The organism is Shewanella sp. 5_MG-2023 (assembly GCF_030547465.1).
Taxonomy (GTDB): domain Bacteria; phylum Pseudomonadota; class Gammaproteobacteria; order Enterobacterales; family Shewanellaceae; genus Shewanella.
In genome coordinates this window covers 114,413-135,609 of sequence record NZ_JAUORC010000013.1, presented here as the reverse complement: position 1 = coordinate 135,609, position 21,197 = coordinate 114,413, and the positions used below count along the sequence as shown (strand labels likewise).

Below are 21,197 nucleotides of genomic sequence, written 5' to 3'. Positions count from 1 at the left end.
ACATAATGAAAAAAATCGCAATAATTGGTGCTAGTGGTTATACCGGAGCACAAATCACCGCGCTTATTGATGCGCAAGCGTCACTATCGATCCAAGGCTTATATGTTTCTGAAAACAGTCTAGATAAAGGCCGGTTATTAGCAGATCTATACCCGAGTTATCAACACATTCAAATTCCTCTGTCACCGTTATCGGCTGATGCTAAACAAGCAATCGTTGATCAAGCTGACGCTGTTGTATTAGCAACAGAGCATTCAGTTAGTTTGGAATTGGCCGCATTCTTTTATAACCAAGGTTTAGCTGTATTTGATTTAAGTGGCGCATATCGGTTTGCTGATACCGCTCAATATCCTAAATGGTATGGTTTTGAACATACTCAAGCAGCAGTGCTTGCTGATGCGGTTTACGGCCTAGCAGAATGGAACGCGCAAGCCATTGCTAATAGCAAAATGATTGCTGTGCCAGGTTGTTATCCAACTGCATCACTCACAGCGCTAAAACCATTAAAACCATTGTTAACTGATGCTTACCCTGTAATTAACGCAGTCAGTGGTGTGACCGGTGCAGGCAGAAAAGCCCAATTGCATACCAGTTTTTGTGAAGTCAGCTTAACCCCCTATGGTGTATTAGGGCATAGACATCAACCAGAAATCGCCACCCAGCTGGGTCAAGAAGTTATCTTTACCCCGCATTTAGGTAATTTTAAGCGTGGAATTTTAGCCACCATTACTGTGCAACTTAAAGCGGGTACTACAGAAGCTGACATTGCTAAAGCTTATGGCGTATATGATGACTCGCCACTGGTGAGCGTAAAGCATAACCAATTTCCTAAAGTCGATGATGTGGTGCTAACACCCAATTGTATCGTGGGCTGGAAGTTTGACCCGCAAAGCAATTACCTAGTGGTCGCTAGCGCCATTGATAATTTAATGAAAGGCGCTGCAAGTCAAGGTCTGCAGTGCATTAATATTCACTTCGGTCTATAACAGGAGCCTTGATTATGTCTAATACCAACCCTGTTATCGTACTTAAAGTGGGTGGCGCGCTGTTGCAATCAGAGCCTGGCATGGCAGAGTTGATGTCAGTAGTTGCTGAAATGATGCAGCAAGGGCAGAAAGTGATTTTTGTTCACGGCGGTGGTTGCTTGGTCGATGAACAGCTTGCAGCTAATGGCAAGCAAACGATTAAGCTTGAGGGCCTGCGTGTTACCCCTGCTGATCAGATCCCGATTGTTGTTGGCGCTTTGGCAGGCACATCGAATAAAATTTTACAGGCCGCGGCAATTAAAGCTGGCATCGTCAGTGTGGGCATGAGCTTGGCTGATGGCAATATCGTCAATGCCAAAATTAAACATGAAAAGTTAGGTTTGGTGGGGGAAGTATCACCGAATGATCCGAGTTATTTAACTTATTTATTGTCGCAAAACTGGTTACCTATTTGCAGTTCAATCGCGATTTCACCAGCGGGCGATATGCTGAATGTCAATGCCGATCAAGCCGCTACCGCATTAGCTAAACTCGTTGCCGGTCAGCTGGTGTTATTGTCAGACGTACCCGGTGTACTTGATGCTAAAGGTGAGTTAATTGCCCAATTAGATCAACAACAAATTAGCTCGCTTGTGGAGCAAGGTGTGATTGAAAAAGGCATGAAAGTAAAAGTTGAAGCGGCATTAGAGGTCGCTCAATGGATGGGCAAAGCCGTACAGGTCGCCTCATGGAAACAACCCCAACAATTAATAGCATTAACTAACGGACAATCCGTTGGCACTCAAATTCAGCCTTAGGAGCAAAGCTAATGGAACACTTATTATCACTTAAAGACTTGTCGCAAACCCAGCTATTAGACTTACTGGCTTTGGCGAAAAAAATTAAAGCAAACCCAGCTGATTATAATCAAGCGCTGGCAGGCAAAAGTGTGGTGATGTTATTTGAAAAGCCATCACTGCGTACTCGAGTAAGTTTTGATATCGGTATTAACAAGCTAGGTGGTCATTCAGTTTATCTTGATCAACAAAATGGTGCATTAGGCAAACGTGAGCCAGTATCTGATTTTGCGACTAACATTTCGTGCTGGGCAGATGCGATTGTAGCAAGAACTTTTTCGCATACAACTATTGCAGGTCTTGCTGAACATGCGTCAGTTCCGGTGATTAATGCGCTATGTAATTTGTACCACCCTTGCCAAGGCTTAGCAGACTTTTTGACCTTATCAGAGAAGTTTGATGATGTAAGTAAAGTGAAATTAGCTTACCTAGGTGATGGTAACAATGTGACACACTCTTTGATGTATGGCGCTGCTATCTTAGGTGCGACCATGACTGTAGTTTGCCCGCCAGGCCACTTCCCTGACGGCAATATTGTCTGTGAAGTACAAGCTTTGGCTGCCAAGCATGGTGGCAAGCTTATCTTGACCTCGGATGTGAGTGAAATGGGCCCGCAAGATGCCATATACACAGATACGTGGATCTCAATGGGCGACAATACTTCAATGGCAGAAATTGAAGCGAAATTTAAGCCTTATCAAGTTAATAGTGAATTAATGAATAAGGTAGGTGCCAATTACTTTATGCATTGTTTGCCAGCTTACCGTGAAGTGGAAGCAACAGCAGAAGTAGTGGATGGTGAAGGTTCACTTATCCTCCAGCAAGCAGAAAACAGAATGCATGCACAAAACGCCGTATTGGTTACTTTGTTAGGTTAATAAATCATATTTTCATCAGCTGGCGTTAGCGAGCTTTTATAAAACAAATTTACGTTAGGAATTACCATGTCAATTGCAGCACAACCAAATATTAAAAAAGTCGTATTAGCTTACTCGGGTGGATTAGACACCTCAGCGATTATCCCATGGCTAAAAGAAACCTATGATAATTGTGAAATTGTCGCCTTTTGTGCTGATGTTGGTCAAGGTGCAGAAGAACTTGAAGGTTTATATGAAAAAGCCATCGCATCAGGTGCTTCAGAGTGTTATATCGTCGATTTAAAAGAAGAGCTGGTGGCTGATTATATTTATCCGACTATTGCCACAGGTGCTATCTATGAAGGTACGTACTTACTGGGTACCTCAATGGCGCGTCCAATTATTGCTAAGGCGCAAGTAGAAGTCGCCCGTAAAGTTGGCGCTGATGCGGTATGTCATGGTTGTACCGGTAAAGGTAATGACCAAGTACGTTTCGAGGGTTGTTTTGCCGCACTTGCACCAGAGTTAACCGTTATTGCGCCTTGGCGTGAATGGTCAATGGTCAGCCGTGAAGATTTGCTTGATTACCTTGCTGAAAGAAACATCGAAACTACAGCATCAGCGACTAAGATTTATAGCCGTGATGCCAACGCATGGCATATCTCTCACGAAGGCGGTGAGTTAGAAGATCCGTGGAATGAGCCAAGCAAAGAAGTATGGACCATGACAGTGGCACCAGAAGATGCCCCAAATACCCCTGAGTATGTTGGGCTAACCATCGCCAATGGTCGTGTTACTCATGTTGATGATGTTGCGCTATCTCCATATGACGCACTAATGAAGCTAAATGAATTAGCTGCAGCACACGGTGTTGGTCGTATCGACATTACCGAAAACCGTTTAGTGGGCATGAAGTCTCGTGGCTGTTATGAAACCCCTGGTGGAACAGTGATGTTTGCAGGCCTACGCGCAATCGAAGAGCTAGTTCTCGATAAAACAAGCCGTGAGTGGCGTGAGCAAGTCGGCGCACAAATGGCTCATCTTGTATATGATGGACGTTGGTTTACGCCATTGTGTAATTCATTGATTGCCGCGTCAGAATCTTTAGCTGAATTAGTTAACGGCGAAGTGGTCGTCAAACTTTATAAAGGCCAAGCAAGTGTGGTGAAAAAGCGCTCTCCAAACAGCTTATATTCAGAAGAGTTCGCGACCTTTGGTGACGACAATGTTTATGACCAAAAAGATGCAGCAGGCTTTATCCGCCTTTACTCTTTATCAAGCCGTATTAGAGCATTAAATACCAAGTAATTTCCTGTTATTTAAGATTGATACGGGGCTCATATAGCCCCGTTTTTATAGAATAAGTTAAAAGAGGGTATCGACATGGCGTTATGGGGCGGAAGATTCAGTCAAGAAAGCAGTGCATTATTTAAATTATTTAATGACTCATTACCAGTAGATTATCGTTTAATTGAAGAAGATATTATTGGCTCAATTGCATGGGCTTCAGCAATCACTTCAGTGGGCATTTTAACCCAAGCAGAATGTGAGCAATTGCATGGTGCGCTAAATGAGCTACTTAGCGAAGTTGCTGACAAACCAGAATTGATTATTGCTTCTGGCGCAGAAGATATTCACAGTTTTGTGGAGCAGTCTTTAATTGCCAAAGTAGGCGACCTAGGTAAAAAGCTGCATACAGGGCGTTCGCGTAATGACCAAGTAGCTACAGATTTAAAACTATGGTGTAAAAAAGAAGGTCAGCACTCACTTACATTACTGAAAAAGCTCTCTGCTGAACTTGTTAAGCTTGCTGAGCGTGAAATTGATGCTGTGATGCCTGGCTATACCCATCTGCAAAGAGCTCAGCCAGTCTTATTTGGCCATTGGTGTTTAGCTTACGTAGAAATGTTTGAACGTGACATTAGCCGTTTAGAAGATGCACTAAAGCGTGCTGATACTTGTCCATTAGGCACTGGCGCCCTTGCGGGAACAGCTTATCCAATGGACAGGCATCAAATTGCACAATCATTAGGCTTTGCTGCGCCAACCTTAAATAGCTTAGATTCAGTGTCAGATCGTGATCATGTTGTTGAGTTATGTAGCGACGCTTCAATAAGCATGATGCATTTAAGCCGTATGGCTGAAGATTTAATTTTCTTTAACAGTGGTGAAGCAGGTTTTATTGAGCTTGATGACGAAGTGACATCTGGTTCATCTTTAATGCCACAAAAGAAAAACCCTGACGCCTTAGAGTTAATTCGAGGCAAAACGGGCCGTGTCTATGGCAGCTTAATGGGTATTCTTACTACCATGAAAGCATTGCCACTGGCTTATAACAAAGATATGCAAGAAGACAAAGAAGGCTTATTTGATGTCATGGATAGCTGGTCTATTTGTCTTGAAATGGCAGCATTAGTATTAAGTGGCTTGCAAGTTAACCGTGAAAGAACTTTAGTAGCAGCTCAGCAAGGTTATGCTAATTCTACCGAGCTTGCAGATTATCTGGTCGCTAAAGGTATGCCATTTAGAGAAGCGCACCATGTTGTTGGTGAGGTGGTCGTGGCTGCCATTGCCAAACAAACTCCATTAGAAGATTTTGTTATTTCAGAGCTACAGCAATTTAGTCCAATTATCAGTGATGATGTTTATGAGTGCTTAACGATTGAGTCATGCTTAGCAAAACGTGAAGCTTTAGGCGGTACCTCGTTAGCGCAAGTAAAATATGCATTAGCGCAGAAACAAGCTAATAGCTAAACAATATGTAAGCCTTATTAGTTTATATTTGTTTCTTTTAGGCTTAAATGAAAAGTCCGCAGTGATTAATCATTGCGGACTTTTTAATGCATTAACACCAGACTAATTTTTAAAAATAACTGCTGGTGGATTTATTTACTGAAATAAATCATCTGCCGGATTCTCTATAAACAGATCATCTTCGATAACTTCTTCTGTGGCATATTCAGTCGGCTCAGTGCCTTCGATAAAATATTCAAATGAAGTGGTGTAATCTGTTTTACGGGTTAATTTGCCACTAGCTAAGTCAATACGCGCCGAAATAATCCCTTTAGGTGGAATGCTCGCAACTTCTTCGGTACCAGTGAGCGCTTGGTTCATAAAATCATTCCAACCAGGCCCTGCTGTTTTTGCCCCAGCTTCAGCCCCTGATATTTGATTTTCAGGACCATCGGCAACCCAGCTGGTTCTGCCTAGTTTACGGCTGTGATCGTCAAAACCAACCCAGAATGTCGAGGTGAGAGTGGGGTTAAAGCCACTAAACCAAGTATCGCGGGATTCATTGGTGGTACCGGTTTTACCTGCAATGTCACGACGCTTTATCAAGCGTGATGCTCGCCAAGCGGTACCATTCCAGCCTGTGCCTTTACTCCAATTGCCGCCACCCCAGATTACACTTTTGAGGGCTTCAGTAATTAAGAAGGCGGTTTGCTCAGAAATGATCCTAGGAGCGTAGCGCGCGTTTTCATCTCCACAAGCAGCAATACCAGTATCACTAATATTAGAACTAGTCTCAGCACTAGCAAGTGTATTGTCTAAGCTGTTTTCAGTTTCAACTGGCGCTTGCTGTGAGCTAACAAACTCATTAGCCATTGCTGCAAAAGGGTCATCAATGCTGTTGGTTGTCTTATTAGTCGCATCATCAACCTCATTGACATCTGGGGTGCAGGCCAGTGCAGGTGACGCTTTTTCAATGACATTGTCATATGAGTCAGTAACCTTACTAATATAATAAGGTTCAACTAAATAGCCGCCATTAGTAAAGACATTAAAGGCGGTGGCGACTTGCAGTGGTGTTACTGAAGGGGACCCTAAAGCGACAGATTCATTTCGTGGTAAATCAGCAGGGTCAAATCCAAAGTCAACTAAGGTATCTATGGTGTTATCTAAGCCAATATGACGCATGGTACGAACGGACATTACGTTGATAGACTGAGCTAAGCCAATGCGTAAACGTGTTGGACCGCCATAAATGTCAGGTGAATTTTTTGGTCGCCATGCCGTACCTTGACGAGTATCGGGCTTATTAATCGGCGCATTATTGATTAATGTTGCAAGGGTGTAGTCTTTTTCAAGCGCGGCAGCATAAATAAACGGTTTGATATTAGAGCCTAATTGACGCTTGGCCTGGGTAACACGGTTATACTGGCTTTGACTAAAGCTAAAACCGCCCACCAAAGTGCGAATAGCGCCATCGCTTGGTTCTAATGAAACCGTTGCACTTGAAACCTGTGGAATTTGAGATAATTGCCAAAACTCGCCATTATCTCTAATCCATACCTTTTCACCGACAGTTAAAATATCCGCTGCTGTTTTAGGTGGCTTACCTTGACGGCGATCGTTAATAAATTTGCGAGCCCATTTCAGGCCATTCCACTGGATGACAACTTCTTCACCTTTAGTATTCAGTAAAGTTGCTTGTTGCTCACTAACCGACATGACAGCTGCTGGAATAATACCTTGTACTGCAGAGGTCGTTTTAAGGTTTTCTATAATGTCGCTGGTGGCCAGAGGTGTATCTGTCCACAAGGTGCTAATTGCTCCACGGTAGCCATGACGCTGATCATAAGCAAACACATTATCGCGTAGGGCGCTTTGAGCTTTTAATTGCAGATCTGAAGAAATGGTAGTGTAAACGTTATAACCATTAGTATAGGCGTCTTCTTCACCATACTTATTTACCATATAATCACGTGCCATTTCAGAAACGTAAGGTGCATATAGATCTATTTCTGCGCCATGATATTTCGCGGTTATAGGGGCATTTATGGCTTCTTGGTATTGTGTCTCGGTGATATTGCGTTTTTCCAACATGCGGCCTAAAACCCAGTTACGGCGTGTCATGGCACGATTCGGATTACGAATTGGATTAGCTGCAGAAGGCGCTTGGGGTAAGCCGGCAATCATGGCCATTTCTGGCAGAGAAAGTTGGGCTAAATCTTTGCCATAATACACTTGAGCTGCAGCGCCGACACCATAGGCACGGTTACCTAAAAATGAGCGGTTTAAATATAATGTGAGGATTTCTTCTTTAGATAATGCTTTTTCAATTTTTAGCGCAAGAAAAATTTCTTTCGTTTTACGAATATAGGTTTTTTCACGGGATAAGAAAAAGCCTCGAGCCACTTGCTGAGTAATGGTGCTGGCGCCTTGGCTTTTTTTGCCTGTAGTAACCAAAATAACGGCTGCGCGAATAATACCAATAGGATCGATACCCTGGTGTTCAAAGAAACGTGCATCCTCGGTATCTAATACCGCATTAATTAATTGCTGAGGCACATCTTCATATTCAACCGGTATTCGTCGTTTTTCACCAAATTGAGAAATTAATAAACCATCTTGACTATAAATTCTTAAAGGTGTCTGTAGTTTGACCGTTTTAAGCGAGTTTACATCCGGTAATTCTGGTAAAACGTAGAAATAAGCAGCGACAATGGTGCCGACGCCCAATAAAGTTAAGCTAAAAATAGCAATAAGTATTCGTTTAAACCACTTCACCAAAATAATCCAAAGTTCGACAATATGGCTTCTAGTATATAAGCGGGAGGGTTTTTGGTGAAGTAAAAACATGAAAACAAAAAAAAACTAGTTGTAAAATGTAGAAACATTTTATACAAATACTTATAACGAGTTGATTTTGTGCTAATCTATTTTAAAATATAAAATAATAAATGCGATGATGGAATATGCTTTCTAAATTTTGGAAGCGTCAAGCTCCGCAAATGGTGGGGATCGATATTGGATCCCATGAAATAAAGGCCATATTGCTGGGTAAGACTGCTGATGGATATAAAATTCAAAATTATATATCAGCTCCTTTACGAAAAGGAGCTGTAGTTGATCATGAAATTCGTGATTCTGAAGCTGTTATTGAATCATTAAGGCACATAAAGCGTGGACTACCGAAAGGTATTAAATCTGCCGCAGTGTCTGTTTCTGGTTCTGCTGTGATGACAAAAGTGATTTACATGGACGCTTCATTAAATGAAGAAGAAATGGAAGCGCAAATTGAAATTGAAGCAGATAATCTTATCCCTTATTCACTTGATGAAGTGAGTATCGACTTTGAAACTCTTAATCCCAACACTACCGACCCAACAAAGGTAGATGTGTTATTAAGTGCTTGCCGTACTGACAACATTGATTCAAGAATGGATTCACTTGATGCAATTGAGCTTGATACCAAAGTGGTTGACGTTGAAGCTTATGCTTTAGGGCGTTCAGCAGAACTTATTCTGGCTCAACTTCCTGAAGGGGCCAATGAAAAATCCGTTGTGCTAGTGGATGTTGGCGCCAATATGACGACATTTGCGGTTGTAGAAAATGGCGAAACGACATTTATTCGTGAGCAAGCATTTGGCGGTGAGTTATTTACCCAATCAATTCTATCGTTTTACGGTATGTCTTACGATGAAGCTGAAAATGCTAAAGTCACAGGTGATTTACCACGCAATTATATGTTTGAGGTGTTATCTCCATTTCAAACCCAATTATTACAACAAATAAAACGTACCTTACAAATTTACTGCACTGCCAACGGCAAAGATAAAGTTGACTATATTGTCTTAAGTGGTGGCACTGCAAAACTTGAAGGTATGACAACGTTATTGGCTAATGACTTAGGGGTGCATTCAATTGTTGCTAACCCTTTTCAAGGTTGTTTACATGCTGATGATGATATTAAAAACCAAATAGAACCTAGTATCAGTAAATATATGGTTGCATGTGGTTTAGCGCTTAGGAGTTACGCTCAATGGCGAACATAAACTTACTACCTTGGCGTGAAGAGGCCAGAGAAAAACACAAACGAGACTTTATTGGCATATTAGCGTTAGTGTTTTTAATGACCTGTTTAATTGTATTTCTGGCATTGAGTTTTATTGAAGTCGTGATCGACGATCAACGTGCTAGAAATTCATACTTACAGTCTGAAATATCATTATTAGACTCGCAAATTGCCGAAATTAGAAAAATTAAAGCGCGTAAAGATGATATTGAACGTCGCACTAAAATTATTCTAGACCTGCAGCAATCTCGTAATTTGCCAACACATGTATTAGATGAACTAGTTAGAATTGTGCCGCCAGGAATTTATCTTTCCAGTATTGAAAAGAAAGGTAGCTTGTTGTGGATTGAAGGTCGCAGTGAATCTAATAATAACGTCGCGAATATGATGAGAAAAGTTAAAACATCTCAATACCTCAATGATCCAAGCATGCAGTCAATTGTTAGTCATAATGAAAACTTACGACAATTGCAAAAGTTTAGATTAAGAGTGACTATTTTTGATGACCAAATCAGTACTGGCTCAAGCCAAGGAGGTCAGCAATGAATCTTGACTTAGAGCAGTTTAATGATATTGATTTTGAAAATATTGGCGCTTGGCCTGCATTAGTTAAAATTGTATTTGCTGCTTTTTTATCTATCTGTGTACTTGGCGCCAGTTATTATTTATTTATTTCCGATGCGATAGATGTCCTTAATGCTGAAGAAAGAAAAGAAATAACCCTAAAAGAAGACTTTCAAACTAAATATCGTTTGGCGGCAAACTTAAAACTGTATCGTGAGCAACTTGTGGTAATGGAAGCTCAGTTTGCAGAACTTTTAAAAATGTTACCATCTGAAAATGAAATGCCAGGTTTACTGGATGACACCACATTCGTAGCAACAGATGCTGGACTGCGAATTAATAGCTTAGATTGGGATACTGAAATTGAGCGTGATTTCTACTTAGAATTCCCGATAAAAATGTCAGTTGTAGGTGATTATCATAAATTAGGCAGCATGGTAAGCGGTGTCGCAAAATTGCCGCGGATTGTCAGCTTGCATGACTTTGTCATTAAGCGTGATGATTCAGGTAGTCTATCGATGGATATTTTAGCTAAAACCTATCGATTTAAAGAAGGTGCGAAAGTACCTGCGAATAAGAAGGGGAAGAAATAATGAAACTCTTACCCTTATTACTCATCATGCTATTGCTAACAGGTTGTATTGGTGACAGAAGTGATTTGGAGTTGTTTGTAACAACGACTAAATCCCAGCATGTTGCTCGCATTCCTCCGTTAAAAGAAACACCTAAGTTTGAGCATTTTGCCTATCAAGCAGAGCTTATGCGAAGTCCTTTTGTTCCACCTTCTCGAGAGCTCACAGAGGAAGTGATTGACACAAGTAGAGATTGTTTACAGCCAGATTTGAAACGTCGTAAAGGGCGCTTAGAAACGTATGCTATAGATAATTTAAAAATGCGCGGTACGTTAAGTGAAGATGGCACAGTTTGGGCCTTAGTTGAATCATCAGATACCAATGTTTATCGCTTAGGTGTCGGTGAGTATCTTGGACTTTACCATGGCAAAATAGCTGAAGTCACACCGCAATACATTGAAATTATAGAATTAATTCCTGATGGTTCAGGTTGCTGGGCTGAAAGAGCAAGCAACTTAGAACTTTCTGGCAAATAATGCGAAGGATGAGGGAATAATGAAATCTTCTGCCTCGATGCAAAAATCGACCACAAAAATATCACTGTTCAGAACCGTACTCGGTGCTGTGTTGTTGCTTGGTGCATTACCAAGCGCGTTAGCTGCGAATAAATTAGTGGATGTAAAGTATCATTCTATTGTTGATCACCAATTAGAATTAGAATTGGTGTTCGAATCTGACATTGTTCAGCCTGAAGTTGATTTGAAGGCGTCACCTGCTCAAATTCTATTAAGTTTTGACGATAGTATTTCAAGCCTCGATAAAGACGATATTACTATCGATAGAGTTGGGGTTGAGAGTTTAAAAACCTCTCAACAAAATGGCGCACTGAACATCGTTGTAGATTTAGCTGAGGTAAAACCTTATCAAGGCAAAGTGGTAGGTAATACTTACCGTTTAACGGTTAACGATACTGTATCTGGGCCTGATAGCGCTGATAACCCATTTGTAAATGGCATTGATACTATTGATTTTCGCCGCAATAAAAATGGTGGTGGCGATTTATTAATTCATTTAGATAATCGCTCTGTTGCTGCCAACGTAGCTCAGGTTGGCTCTAAATTAGAAGTGAAATTGTATAACACAGATATTAAAAGCGAGCTTTTATATGTGATGGATGTACAAGACTTTAATACACCAGTTACGAGCTTTGAGACCTTTAAAGAAGACTTAACTGCCCGTTTGATGGTCGATGTTGATGGCAACTATGATTACACATACAAGCAAGACGGTAATGTGTTCAAAGTGAGTATTAATAAAGTAGAACGTGCCATCGTTGCTAAGGATGACAAAAAATATAATGGCCGTTCTTTGTCGCTTAACTTCCAGAATATTTCTGTAAGAACAGTACTGCAAATTATTGCTGATTATAATGATTTCAATTTGGTCACCAGTGATACCGTAGAAGGCAATATCACTCTACGTTTAGATGATGTGCCTTGGGATCAAGCGCTAGATTTGATTCTCCAAACCAAAGGGTTGGATAAGCGTATTGAAGGCAATATCTTAATGGTTGCCCCAAGTGAAGAGCTGGCTATTCGAGAAAGGCAAGATTTGGCTAACAAGCAAGAAGTCAAAGAGTTAGCGCCGCTTTATTCTGAATATATTCAGGTAAACTATGCAAAAGCGGTCGATATTGCCGAGTTGATGAAAAGTGCTGATTCAAGCTTATTGTCAAATCGCGGTAGCGTTGCGGTTGATGAACGTACCAATACTTTATTAGTCAAAGATACCGCAGATACTTTAGAAACTATTCATCGTTTAGTTGAAGTACTGGATATCCCGATTAAGCAGGTATTAATTGAAGCCAGAATGGTGACGGTTAAGGATAACGTCTCTGAAGATTTAGGCATTCGTTGGGGAATTACTGATCAACAAGGTGAAAGAGGTACCTCTGGGTCACTAGAAGGCGCTAATGATATTGTTGCTGGGGTTATTCCTGCACTAAGTGATCGCTTGAATGTGAACTTGCCCTCTTCGGCCTCTAATGCTGCCAGTATTGCATTTAGTGTGGCGAAAATGGCTGATGGAACCGTACTTGATTTAGAGCTAAGCGCGTTAGAGCAAGAAAATAAAGGCGAAATTATTGCGAGTCCACGTATTACCACTTCAAACCAAAAAGCAGCCTATATCGAACAAGGTGTAGAGATCCCTTATGTGGAGTCTGCCTCAAGTGGTGCCACAACTGTGTCATTTAAAAAAGCAGTGTTGTCATTACGAGTAACCCCGCAAATTACCCCAGATGACCGTGTCATTCTTGATTTAGAAATTACTCAAGATACCCGTGGTGAAGTTGTTTCAACTGGTACGGGTGAAGCGGTTTCTATTGATACTCAGCGAATTGGTACTCAGGTGCTTGTTGATAATGGTGAAACCATTGTATTAGGCGGTATTTACCAGCAGAACTTAATCAGTCGAGTTAGTAAGGTGCCAGTATTAGGTGACATTCCTCTGGTTGGTTTCTTATTCAGAAACACATCAGATACAAATGAACGTCAAGAGTTATTGATATTCGTGACACCGAAAATCGTGACTGAAAAGCTGTAACAGCAAAAAATAATCATGCCAGCTTAATTGCTGGCATTTTTTTGCCTTAAAATAATTAATTGCTTGATTATATTAAGGTCATTAAACATACCGTCATTTTTTAAACTCGCTGAATCTAGGGTTAAATTATTTATTTTTAATAAACTCACTATAAATCGCTCACATCACTTGCAACAACTGGTGCATAACTGAGATAATCCTCCGTCAAGTCTCATTAGAGCAAGGTTAAATAATAGGTCGGCTTGAGTTTAAGTCGATAAGGCATACTTTTCATATAAGATTCAGACGTATATACAATGGCTGAAAAACGCAATATTTTTCTGGTAGGCCCTATGGGCGCAGGTAAAAGCACAATTGGTCGTCACTTAGCCCAACTGCTGCATTTAGATTTCCACGACTCAGATCACGAGATTGAGCAACGCACAGGTGCAGATATTGCATGGGTGTTTGACGTTGAAGGCGAAGAAGGTTTTCGTCGACGTGAAGCTCAAGTCATCGCCGACCTTTCGGAAAAGCAGGGCATTGTCCTAGCTACTGGCGGCGGATCTGTACAAAGCAAAGACATTCGTAATCATCTGTCGGCTCGCGGTATCGTTGTATACCTTGAGACAACAATTGATAAGCAAGTGGCTCGTACTCAACGTGATAAACGTCGACCTTTACTTCAGGTAGATGATCCACGTGAAGTGCTTGAAGATCTTGCTGACGTTCGTAATCCTTTGTATGAAGAGATTGCAGACGTAATAGTTAAGACTGATGAACAAAGCGCGAAGATTGTCGCAAATCAAATTATTGAGCAACTCGGTTTTTAGGTAGGTTTATGCAACAAGTTCAGGTTGAATTAGGTGTAAGAAGTTATCCCATTTATATTGGCCAGAATTTATTGCAACAAAACGCTTATCTCACCGATTACCTTTCCGGTAAAAAAGCACTTATTGTCACTAACGACACCATTGCTCCGCTGTACTTGAAACAAGCGCAGCAAGCTATGGCATCTTGTAGTGATATAGGTGTGGTTGTATTGCCGGATGGTGAACAATATAAAGATTTAACTCACTTAAATTTAATTTTTTCTGCACTGTTAGAAAATAATTATGCCCGTGATTGTGTAATCGTAGCACTAGGTGGCGGTGTCGTTGGTGACATGGCCGGCTTTGCTGCATCTTGCTATCAGCGGGGAGTTGAGTTTATTCAAATTCCAACCACCTTATTATCTCAAGTGGACTCTTCTGTTGGTGGTAAAACCGCAGTAAATCATCCGCTTGGTAAAAATATGATTGGGGCTTTTTATCAGCCACAACTGGTATTAATTGACACCGATTGTTTATCGACATTACCTGCAAAAGAGTTTGCTGCAGGAATGGCAGAAGTCATTAAATATGGCGTTATCTGGGATAGCGATTTTTTTAGCTGGTTAGAGCAAAATGTTGCTCCATTAAAAGCATTAAATACCGAAGCATTAAGCTACGCGATTGCTAAATGCTGCCAGATAAAAGCTGATGTCGTTACCCAAGATGAAACAGAGCGTGGTGTACGGGCACTGCTAAATTTAGGCCATACATTTGGTCATGCTATCGAAGCTGAAATGGGCTACGGTGTATGGTTACATGGTGAAGCTGTTGCTACCGGAACCATTATGGCGGCGGTAACATCGCAAAAGTTAGGTCTAATCGAGCAAAAAGATGTCGATAGAATTATTCGTTTGATGTTGGCGTTTGATTTACCGATAAGCTCTCCTGATTCAATGAACTTTGCTGACTTTATTAAGCATATGCAGCGAGATAAAAAAGTTCTCGCGGGTCAAATTCGATTGGTTTTACCCACCTCAATAGGCTCTGCTGATGTATTCTCTGATGTTGAAGAGTCTTTATTAGCTGACGTCATTAGCCAAGTTTAAGCTTTTTTGTCTAATGGTGGAGCTGTGGACATTCAACAAACGCTTTTATTACCTTCCCAAGAAGCTTTAGTTCAGCGGCTACAACATATTGCCAGCTATAGTGAGCAGCTAGTATTAGTCTGCGGCGCTAAAGGTTCAGGTAAAACCACCTTAGTTACAGCATTGGCGAGCGAGCTTGATAACTATAACTCTGCGTTGGTTATCTGCCCAATGCACGCTGATAGCGCTGAAATTCGGCGTAAAATACTGATCCAACTGATTTCATCACCAATTTTTGATGATACCTTACCGCTATCAGATACCTTAATTCGCATCCAATCTAGCTTAACAAAACCGCTGCATATCATTATTGATGATGCACATTTGCTGCCTAAAGAATTATGGGCAGAATGTATAGTGCTGACTCAAATCCGTTGTGCGGATAAACCGGTATCACTGACTTTTACGGTCACCACTGAATCATTTGCAGAGTTTAATGAATTAACTAAAACCATGAAGGATTTATTGCTTCATGTCGAGGTAGAGCCATTATCCTTAGCTGAACGTGAAGGCCTATATCGCACTTTATTAGTTAGAAGCAATAAAACGCCATTTATACCTCGCGAAATCATTCAATCACAAATTGAAAAACAAATGGGTACTCCTACCGAAGTGATTGAGTTACTTAAGCTTGCGCTTGAGGATAAGGTTGAAGAGCCAAAACGCTGGCCAAAATATTTTCCCTTAGGGGTGATCAGCTTGCTGCTGTGCTTAACCTTAGCGATTGTCGTTTTTTTTTATAATGAACCCGCAGCAGAATCTATTGAAGCAAACCAAGTTAACTTTAGGGCTTACCAAGCGCCAGAATCTCCAGCGCAATGGGCAAACCATCATTATGGCCAAAGCTTATTATTGCCTTGGCTTCAATTACATTTGCCATCTCAGCAATCTTTAATAGCGGCTAATGAGCCAAGCGATCTTGTTTTACAGCTGCTTACTGAGCAGCAAATATTAACCAGCACTACAAAAAGTGGCGCAGTTGAAATCGAAGCAGCAAACACTCAACAGGATTACCAGAGCGTTCATACTGTGGCTGTTGAATTAGTGGCTGGTGAATTAATAGCAGCTGAGTTAGTGGTAAATGAAGATATTGATACCGCTGAAGTTGATGAGACATTGGTCATTATTGAAACAGATAAGCTACAGCTTACTGACAACAGTGCAGCGCTGAGCAATACTGACGATATTGCCACAGCCAATGAAGCGTTAGCCGAGCTGCAATATCGAGCGGGTTACACATTACAACTGGCGAGCGTTATCGAACCCAAATCACTTAACAGTATCTTGTTAAAATTAGATAATGAAACCGCTGTAATTCGTGCTAATTATAATAAACGTCATGTTGTCTTATTTGGGCAGTTTAATAACGCCAGCCAAGCACAAGATAAAGCGCTTAAATTACAAACCGAACTCGGTTTAAGTGCCCCTTGGGTTCGAAAATTCAGCGATCTTCAAGGTTATCAACTTAGTTCAAATTAATTAGTTAAAGCCCTTAAATCAGCAATGATTATTCTCAATAAAAAGAGTACAATCATCTGCTTTAATTTTGCTAGTAAATGGTATTCATGACTAAAAAGCATAGAGCCTTTCTTAAATGGGCGGGTGGAAAATTTAAACTCGTTGATGAGCTAGCAAAACATTTACCTCAAGGTGAAAGGCTAGTTGAGCCTTTTGTCGGTGCAGGATCAGTGTTTCTCAATACTGACTACGACTCATATCTGCTATGCGATATTAATCATGATCTAATTAACCTCTATAATATTGTTAAAAGTCAGCCTGAGAAATACATTGCAGCAGCAAAGGCCATGTTTGTTCCAGAGATGAACGTGAAAGAGCAGTATTACCGAGTGCGTGAAGAGTTTAACCAAACTCAAGATCCGTTTTTACGCTCCGTTTATTTCTTATATATGAATCGTCATGGTTTTAATGGTTTATGCCGTTATAACCGTAAAGGCGGCTTTAATGTCCCGTTTGGTTCTTACAAAAAACCTTATTTTCCTGAAAAAGAACTGCGTTATTTTTCTGAAAAAGCTCAAAAAGCGATTTTTGAGTGTGTGGGTTACGAGCAAGCATTTGATATGTCAAAAGCAGGTGATGTCATTTATTGTGATCCTCCTTATGCTCCGCTATCAACTACAGCAAGTTTTACGACCTATGCCGGCCCAGGTTTTAGTCTTGACGACCAAGCGCTATTAGCGAGAAAGTCTCGCCACACTGCACTTGAGCGTGATATCCCGGTACTGATCAGTAATCATGATATTCCACTGACTCGAGAGCTATATCGCGGCGCAAAAATGGCCTCGGTAGACGTACAGCGCAATATTAGTCAAAAGGGTATTTCACGTAAGAAAGTAGCTGAAGTGATGGCGTTATATGATCATCATTATCAAGAAGTTATTGATTAAATCTTGAGTTAAGCAAAGGCTTAGCTGATAAATACTGGCTTAGCTCAGTACCTGCTTAACAATCAATATTAGCGATAAAACCATCAGCACTGCCAGTGCAATGCCCATAAAGATGAAGGGTAAGGGTGATCGACTTTGCTTAAAATCACGTTGGCGATTATCTTCCGTTTGCACCCCAAAAAATGCGGCGATAGTACTGGTAAATACCTGCCAAATAGACATTAAAGTGCGTTAGGGTTATTCGTTGGCATATCACTTATTGGTCTATTGTGGTCATTACTATGCAGTAACTCCAATAAATCTAAAAAGTGAAACTGACTTGAGCGGCTATTGCCTGTTACCCAACTTCCCCAACTGACATTATCTGAATCAACTGCACAGCGGTTAGTCGGATGGCTACTGGGTAAACTCGCGTTATAGGCAACATTGTCAGAGCAATCACATTGCTGAGCTTGCAAGGCGGGCTCGCTTTCTGACATGAAAAAGTAGGCAACAAGCATTAATGCGCTAGTCGAAAATAAGCTAACAGCAGGTTTTAATGTTACTTTACCTGTTTGCGTAGTACTCATTTTTAGCTGACGGCACATCATAAGGGCTATCCTTGTCTTATACTTTCAGAAATTATTCAAAAGGGATTAATCATCTATCTACATTGGCATATACGCTGCCTAGCAGAAGATTGTTCACAATACACAGTGACATGTGTCGCATTATAGCAAGTTTGTTTAGATATTGAACAGTCATCATGTGTGATCTAGATCAACTTAATATCGACATAGCGCTAAAATTTACATTTCTTGCTGTTGAAAAAGTTTTATTAGCGATTGAGACTAGAGCGATTTCTCTGCAAAGGGTAAAATACTGTCACTTATAACCGCCTCGAGAAGACTATGCGTCCATTTTTGATTGCCCCATCTATTTTATCTGCCGATTTCGCCCGTTTAGGTGATGACGTTAAAGCCGTTTTAGATGCCGGTGCTGACGTTGTTCATTTCGATGTTATGGATAATCATTATGTGCCTAATTTAACCATTGGCCCTATGGTATGCAAAGCGTTGCGGGACTACGGCATTACTGCTGATATTGATGTACATTTAATGGTTAAGCCAGTTGATAGTCTAATTCCTGATTTTGCTAAAGCAGGCGCATCAATTATAACTTTCCACCCAGAAGCCACAGAACATCTTGATCGCAGCCTACAGCTGATTAAAGAATCAGGCTGTAAGGCAGGCTTAGTGTTTAATCCTGGTACACCATTACATTACCTTGACCATGTGATGGACAAATTGGATGTGATTTTATTAATGTCAGTAAACCCAGGTTTTGGTGGCCAGTCATTTATCCCATCGACACTGGCTAAGCTTAAGCAAGTGCGTGACATTATTGATGCCAGCGGTTATGACATCCGTTTAGAAGTCGACGGTGGGGTAAAAGTAGATAATATTGCTGAAATCGCCGCTGCAGGCGCCGATATGTTTGTCGCAGGCTCTGCTATTTTCAATCAACCTGATTACAAAGTAGTTGTTGATCAAATGCGTGATGAACTAGCAAAAGTTGAAGGCTAATTATGACAGTATTTTCTAATATTAAAGCCATCGCTTTTGATTTAGATGGAACACTTATTGATAGCGTTCCTGATTTAGCTGCGGCAACTAATGCAACACTAACAGAGTTATCATTACCTAACGCACAAGAAGCGCAAGTTAGAAGCTGGGTTGGCAATGGTGCCAATATGTTAATGCGCCGCGCTTTAATGTTTGCTCAACCACAAGTGACTGATACGCAGGCTATTGACGTTCAATTAGAGCAAGTTATGCCAAGGTTTATGCACCACTATGGGCTTCATTTAGAAAAACACAGTAGCTTGTACCCTAACGTGTTAAGCACCTTGAAGCAGATAAAAGCTGCTGGCTATAAGATGGCAATTGTGACTAACAAACCGTACAAATTTACCACACCGTTACTTGAGTCTTTTGGCATAAGTGCGTTTTTTGATCTTGTACTTGGTGGCGACTCGTTAGAAAAAATGAAACCCGACCCATTGCCATTAACGCATATTTTGCAGCAATGGCAACTTGAGCCAGCACAACTGCTTATGGTAGGTGACTCAAAGAATGACATACTCGCTGCGAAATCTGCCGGTCTAAGCTCAATTGGCTTGACCTATGGCTACAACTACGGTGAAGATATCGCCCTGAGCAGCCCAACGGCAGTATGTGAACAATTTAATGAAATTTTAGCGCTACTGAATTTATCCGCTGAAATGAATGCAACATCAATGGAGCAATAAACGAATGACTGCAAAACCTATCGTGTTTAGTGGTGCTCAACCATCAGGTGAGCTGAGTATTGGTAACTACATGGGCGCACTTCGTCAATGGGTTAACATGCAAGATAGCCACGACTGTATTTATTGCGTAGTTGATTTACATGCAATTACTGTAAGACAAGACCCTGCGAAACTACGTGAAGCCTGTTTAGATACCTTAGCTATTTACCTTGCATGCGGTATCGACCCTGAAAAAAGCACGGTATTTTTACAATCTCAAGTTCCGCAGCATACACAGCTGAGCTGGGCGTTAAACTGTTACACCCAAATGGGTGAGCTAAGCCGTATGACCCAGTTTAAAGATAAGTCGCAAAAGCATGCAAACAACATCAATGTTGGCTTGTTTGATTACCCTGTATTAATGGCTGCAGATATCTTGCTATATCAAGCTAACGAAGTACCTGTTGGTCAAGATCAAAAGCAGCACTTAGAGCTAACCCGTGATATCGCGACGCGCTTTAATAATGCCTATGGTGATACGTTTGTCGTACCAGAGCCGTTTATTCCGCCAACGGGCGCAAAAGTCATGTCACTGCAAGAGCCGACTAAGAAAATGTCTAAGTCGGATGAAAACCGTAACAACGTTATTGGTTTACTTGATGATCCTAAAGCGATTATGAAGAAAGTGAAAAAAGCCATGACCGATAGCCAAGAGCCACCAGTGGTGCGTTTTGACGTTGAAGAAAAACCAGGCGTTTCAAACTTATTAAGCCTGATGTCAGGTTGTAATGGTCAGTCAATCGAGTCAATTGAAAAAGACTTTGAAGGCAAAATGTACGGTCACTTAAAAGTCGCTACCGGTGAAGCAGTTGTCGCTATGCTTGAGCCGCTGCAAGAGCGCTACCGTGAGATTAGAGCCGATGAAGATTATCTTAATGCAGTATTTAAAGCCGGTGCTGAAAAGGCACAAGCTCGTGCAGAAGAGACGATCAAAAAGGTCTACGAGAAAATCGGTATGATTGTGTAGTATCTGTTTTTTTAAGACAAAAAAAGCCAGCATCAAGCTGGCTTTTTGTTAGCTGCCAATAAAGGCTAATGGTTTGAAATCGCCGTGGCTGAATACTCAGGATTACTATTTTGTGTCATGTTTGGATGGGTATGGTTTGGGGAATGGTTAGATGGGCTCGGTTGGCTGGGAGCTGGGTTGATTGTGCTGCCGACAACACTCGTTTCAATATGTGGAAAAGTCTTGATAGCCAAGCGTAAAGTATTGGCTAATAGGTTGGTCGAAACGCAATAATAGAAGGTTACTCATTAGCAGCAGCCAATAAAAATAGTCTATACAAACTCTTTTTATTGGCAGTCTAAT

General features: G+C 41.1%; 20 protein-coding genes and 1 pseudogene. 18 read left to right on the top strand and 3 right to left on the bottom strand.

Annotated elements, in window-relative coordinates; translation table 11 throughout:
- Positions 1-5 precede the first annotated feature (5 nt).
- The 5 genes from argC to argH all read left to right on the top strand — a co-directional run bounded on the left by argC (position 6) and on the right by argH (position 5,433).
- Positions 6-986, top strand: a complete 981-nt coding sequence (gene argC / locus Q4557_RS09705; RefSeq protein ID WP_102519748.1) for an N-acetyl-gamma-glutamyl-phosphate reductase — start codon at positions 6-8, stop codon at positions 984-986.
- 14 nt (positions 987-1,000) lie between these two features.
- Positions 1,001-1,783 (top strand): acetylglutamate kinase, encoded by a 783-nt coding sequence (argB, locus tag Q4557_RS09700; RefSeq protein ID WP_303412358.1) that lies wholly within the window; start codon positions 1,001-1,003, stop codon positions 1,781-1,783.
- Between the two features lie 11 nt (positions 1,784-1,794).
- Positions 1,795-2,700 (top strand): ornithine carbamoyltransferase, encoded by a 906-nt coding sequence (locus Q4557_RS09695; RefSeq protein ID WP_076542002.1) that lies wholly within the window; start codon positions 1,795-1,797, stop codon positions 2,698-2,700.
- 66 nt (positions 2,701-2,766) lie between these two features.
- Entirely contained in the window at positions 2,767-3,987 is a 1,221-nt protein-coding gene (locus Q4557_RS09690; protein ID WP_102440345.1) for an argininosuccinate synthase, read from the top strand.
- Between the two features lie 75 nt (positions 3,988-4,062).
- The gene (argH, locus tag Q4557_RS09685) at positions 4,063-5,433 is read left to right on the top strand and encodes an argininosuccinate lyase (RefSeq protein WP_102440344.1); all 1,371 of its coding nucleotides are present in this window, start codon (positions 4,063-4,065) and stop codon (positions 5,431-5,433) included.
- 135 nt (positions 5,434-5,568) lie between these two features.
- Here argH and Q4557_RS09680 read toward each other — a convergent pair whose 3' ends face one another.
- Entirely contained in the window at positions 5,569-8,190 is a 2,622-nt protein-coding gene (locus Q4557_RS09680) for a penicillin-binding protein 1A (RefSeq protein WP_198589290.1), read from the bottom strand.
- A 188-nt stretch (positions 8,191-8,378) separates the two neighbouring features.
- Here Q4557_RS09680 and Q4557_RS09675 point away from each other — a divergent pair, with 188 nt between their 5' ends.
- The 9 genes from Q4557_RS09675 to Q4557_RS09635 all read left to right on the top strand — a co-directional run bounded on the left by Q4557_RS09675 (position 8,379) and on the right by Q4557_RS09635 (position 17,559).
- Positions 8,379-9,458, top strand: a complete 1,080-nt coding sequence (locus Q4557_RS09675) for a pilus assembly protein PilM (protein ID WP_102440342.1) — start codon at positions 8,379-8,381, stop codon at positions 9,456-9,458.
- Complete coding sequence (locus Q4557_RS09670; protein WP_102440341.1) at positions 9,446-10,024, top strand: PilN domain-containing protein; 579 nt, start codon at positions 9,446-9,448, stop codon at positions 10,022-10,024. The genes Q4557_RS09675 and Q4557_RS09670 overlap by 13 nt, the downstream gene beginning before the upstream one ends.
- The gene (locus Q4557_RS09665) at positions 10,021-10,635 is read left to right on the top strand and encodes a type 4a pilus biogenesis protein PilO (protein ID WP_076541990.1); all 615 of its coding nucleotides are present in this window, start codon (positions 10,021-10,023) and stop codon (positions 10,633-10,635) included. The genes Q4557_RS09670 and Q4557_RS09665 overlap by 4 nt, the downstream gene beginning before the upstream one ends.
- Positions 10,635-11,150, top strand: a complete 516-nt coding sequence (locus Q4557_RS09660) for a pilus assembly protein PilP (protein ID WP_102440340.1) — start codon at positions 10,635-10,637, stop codon at positions 11,148-11,150. Before Q4557_RS09665 ends, Q4557_RS09660 begins: the two co-directional genes overlap by 1 nt.
- A 19-nt stretch (positions 11,151-11,169) precedes the next feature.
- On the top strand, positions 11,170-13,218 hold the full coding sequence (locus Q4557_RS09655) for a type IV pilus secretin PilQ (RefSeq protein WP_102440339.1): 2,049 nt from the start codon (positions 11,170-11,172) through the stop codon (positions 13,216-13,218).
- A gap of 296 nt (positions 13,219-13,514) precedes the next feature.
- Positions 13,515-14,030: a shikimate kinase AroK gene (gene aroK, locus Q4557_RS09650; protein ID WP_076541984.1), complete on the top strand. Its 516-nt coding sequence runs from the start codon at positions 13,515-13,517 to the stop codon at positions 14,028-14,030.
- Between the two features lie 8 nt (positions 14,031-14,038).
- Complete coding sequence (aroB, locus tag Q4557_RS09645; RefSeq protein WP_102440338.1) at positions 14,039-15,115, top strand: 3-dehydroquinate synthase; 1,077 nt, start codon at positions 14,039-14,041, stop codon at positions 15,113-15,115.
- Between the two features lie 24 nt (positions 15,116-15,139).
- Positions 15,140-16,633: an ATP-binding protein gene (locus Q4557_RS09640; protein WP_303412352.1), complete on the top strand. Its 1,494-nt coding sequence runs from the start codon at positions 15,140-15,142 to the stop codon at positions 16,631-16,633.
- An 86-nt stretch (positions 16,634-16,719) separates the two neighbouring features.
- Positions 16,720-17,559, top strand: coding sequence for a Dam family site-specific DNA-(adenine-N6)-methyltransferase (locus Q4557_RS09635; RefSeq protein WP_303412350.1), 840 nt, complete (start codon positions 16,720-16,722; stop codon positions 17,557-17,559).
- A gap of 39 nt (positions 17,560-17,598) precedes the next feature.
- Here the strand turns inward: Q4557_RS09635 and Q4557_RS09630 are convergent, their stop codons facing one another.
- Both Q4557_RS09630 and Q4557_RS09625 read right to left on the bottom strand, forming a co-directional pair.
- Positions 17,599-17,781 carry a DUF2970 domain-containing protein gene (locus Q4557_RS09630; RefSeq protein ID WP_076541979.1) on the bottom strand — a complete coding sequence of 61 codons (183 nt, stop codon included), beginning with the start codon at positions 17,779-17,781 and terminating at the stop codon, positions 17,599-17,601.
- Positions 17,781-18,149: a hypothetical protein gene (locus Q4557_RS09625; RefSeq protein ID WP_102519742.1), complete on the bottom strand. Its 369-nt coding sequence runs from the start codon at positions 18,147-18,149 to the stop codon at positions 17,781-17,783. Before Q4557_RS09625 ends, Q4557_RS09630 begins: the two co-directional genes overlap by 1 nt.
- A 300-nt stretch (positions 18,150-18,449) precedes the next feature.
- Here Q4557_RS09625 and rpe point away from each other — a divergent pair, with 300 nt between their 5' ends.
- From rpe to Q4557_RS09605, 4 genes and pseudogenes are all read left to right on the top strand, one after another.
- A complete protein-coding gene (gene rpe, locus Q4557_RS09620; protein WP_102440335.1) occupies positions 18,450-19,124 on the top strand; it encodes a ribulose-phosphate 3-epimerase in 675 nt (224 codons plus the stop codon).
- A 2-nt stretch (positions 19,125-19,126) separates the two neighbouring features.
- Positions 19,127-19,849, top strand: a complete 723-nt coding sequence (locus tag Q4557_RS09615; protein WP_303412346.1) for a phosphoglycolate phosphatase — start codon at positions 19,127-19,129, stop codon at positions 19,847-19,849.
- A 4-nt stretch (positions 19,850-19,853) separates the two neighbouring features.
- Positions 19,854-20,855, top strand: a complete 1,002-nt coding sequence (gene trpS, locus Q4557_RS09610) for a tryptophan--tRNA ligase (protein ID WP_102440333.1) — start codon at positions 19,854-19,856, stop codon at positions 20,853-20,855.
- A 75-nt stretch (positions 20,856-20,930) separates the two neighbouring features.
- Positions 20,931-21,128, top strand: a pseudogene (locus Q4557_RS09605) (EamA/RhaT family transporter); the annotation flags it as partial.
- Positions 21,129-21,197 lie beyond the last annotated feature (69 nt).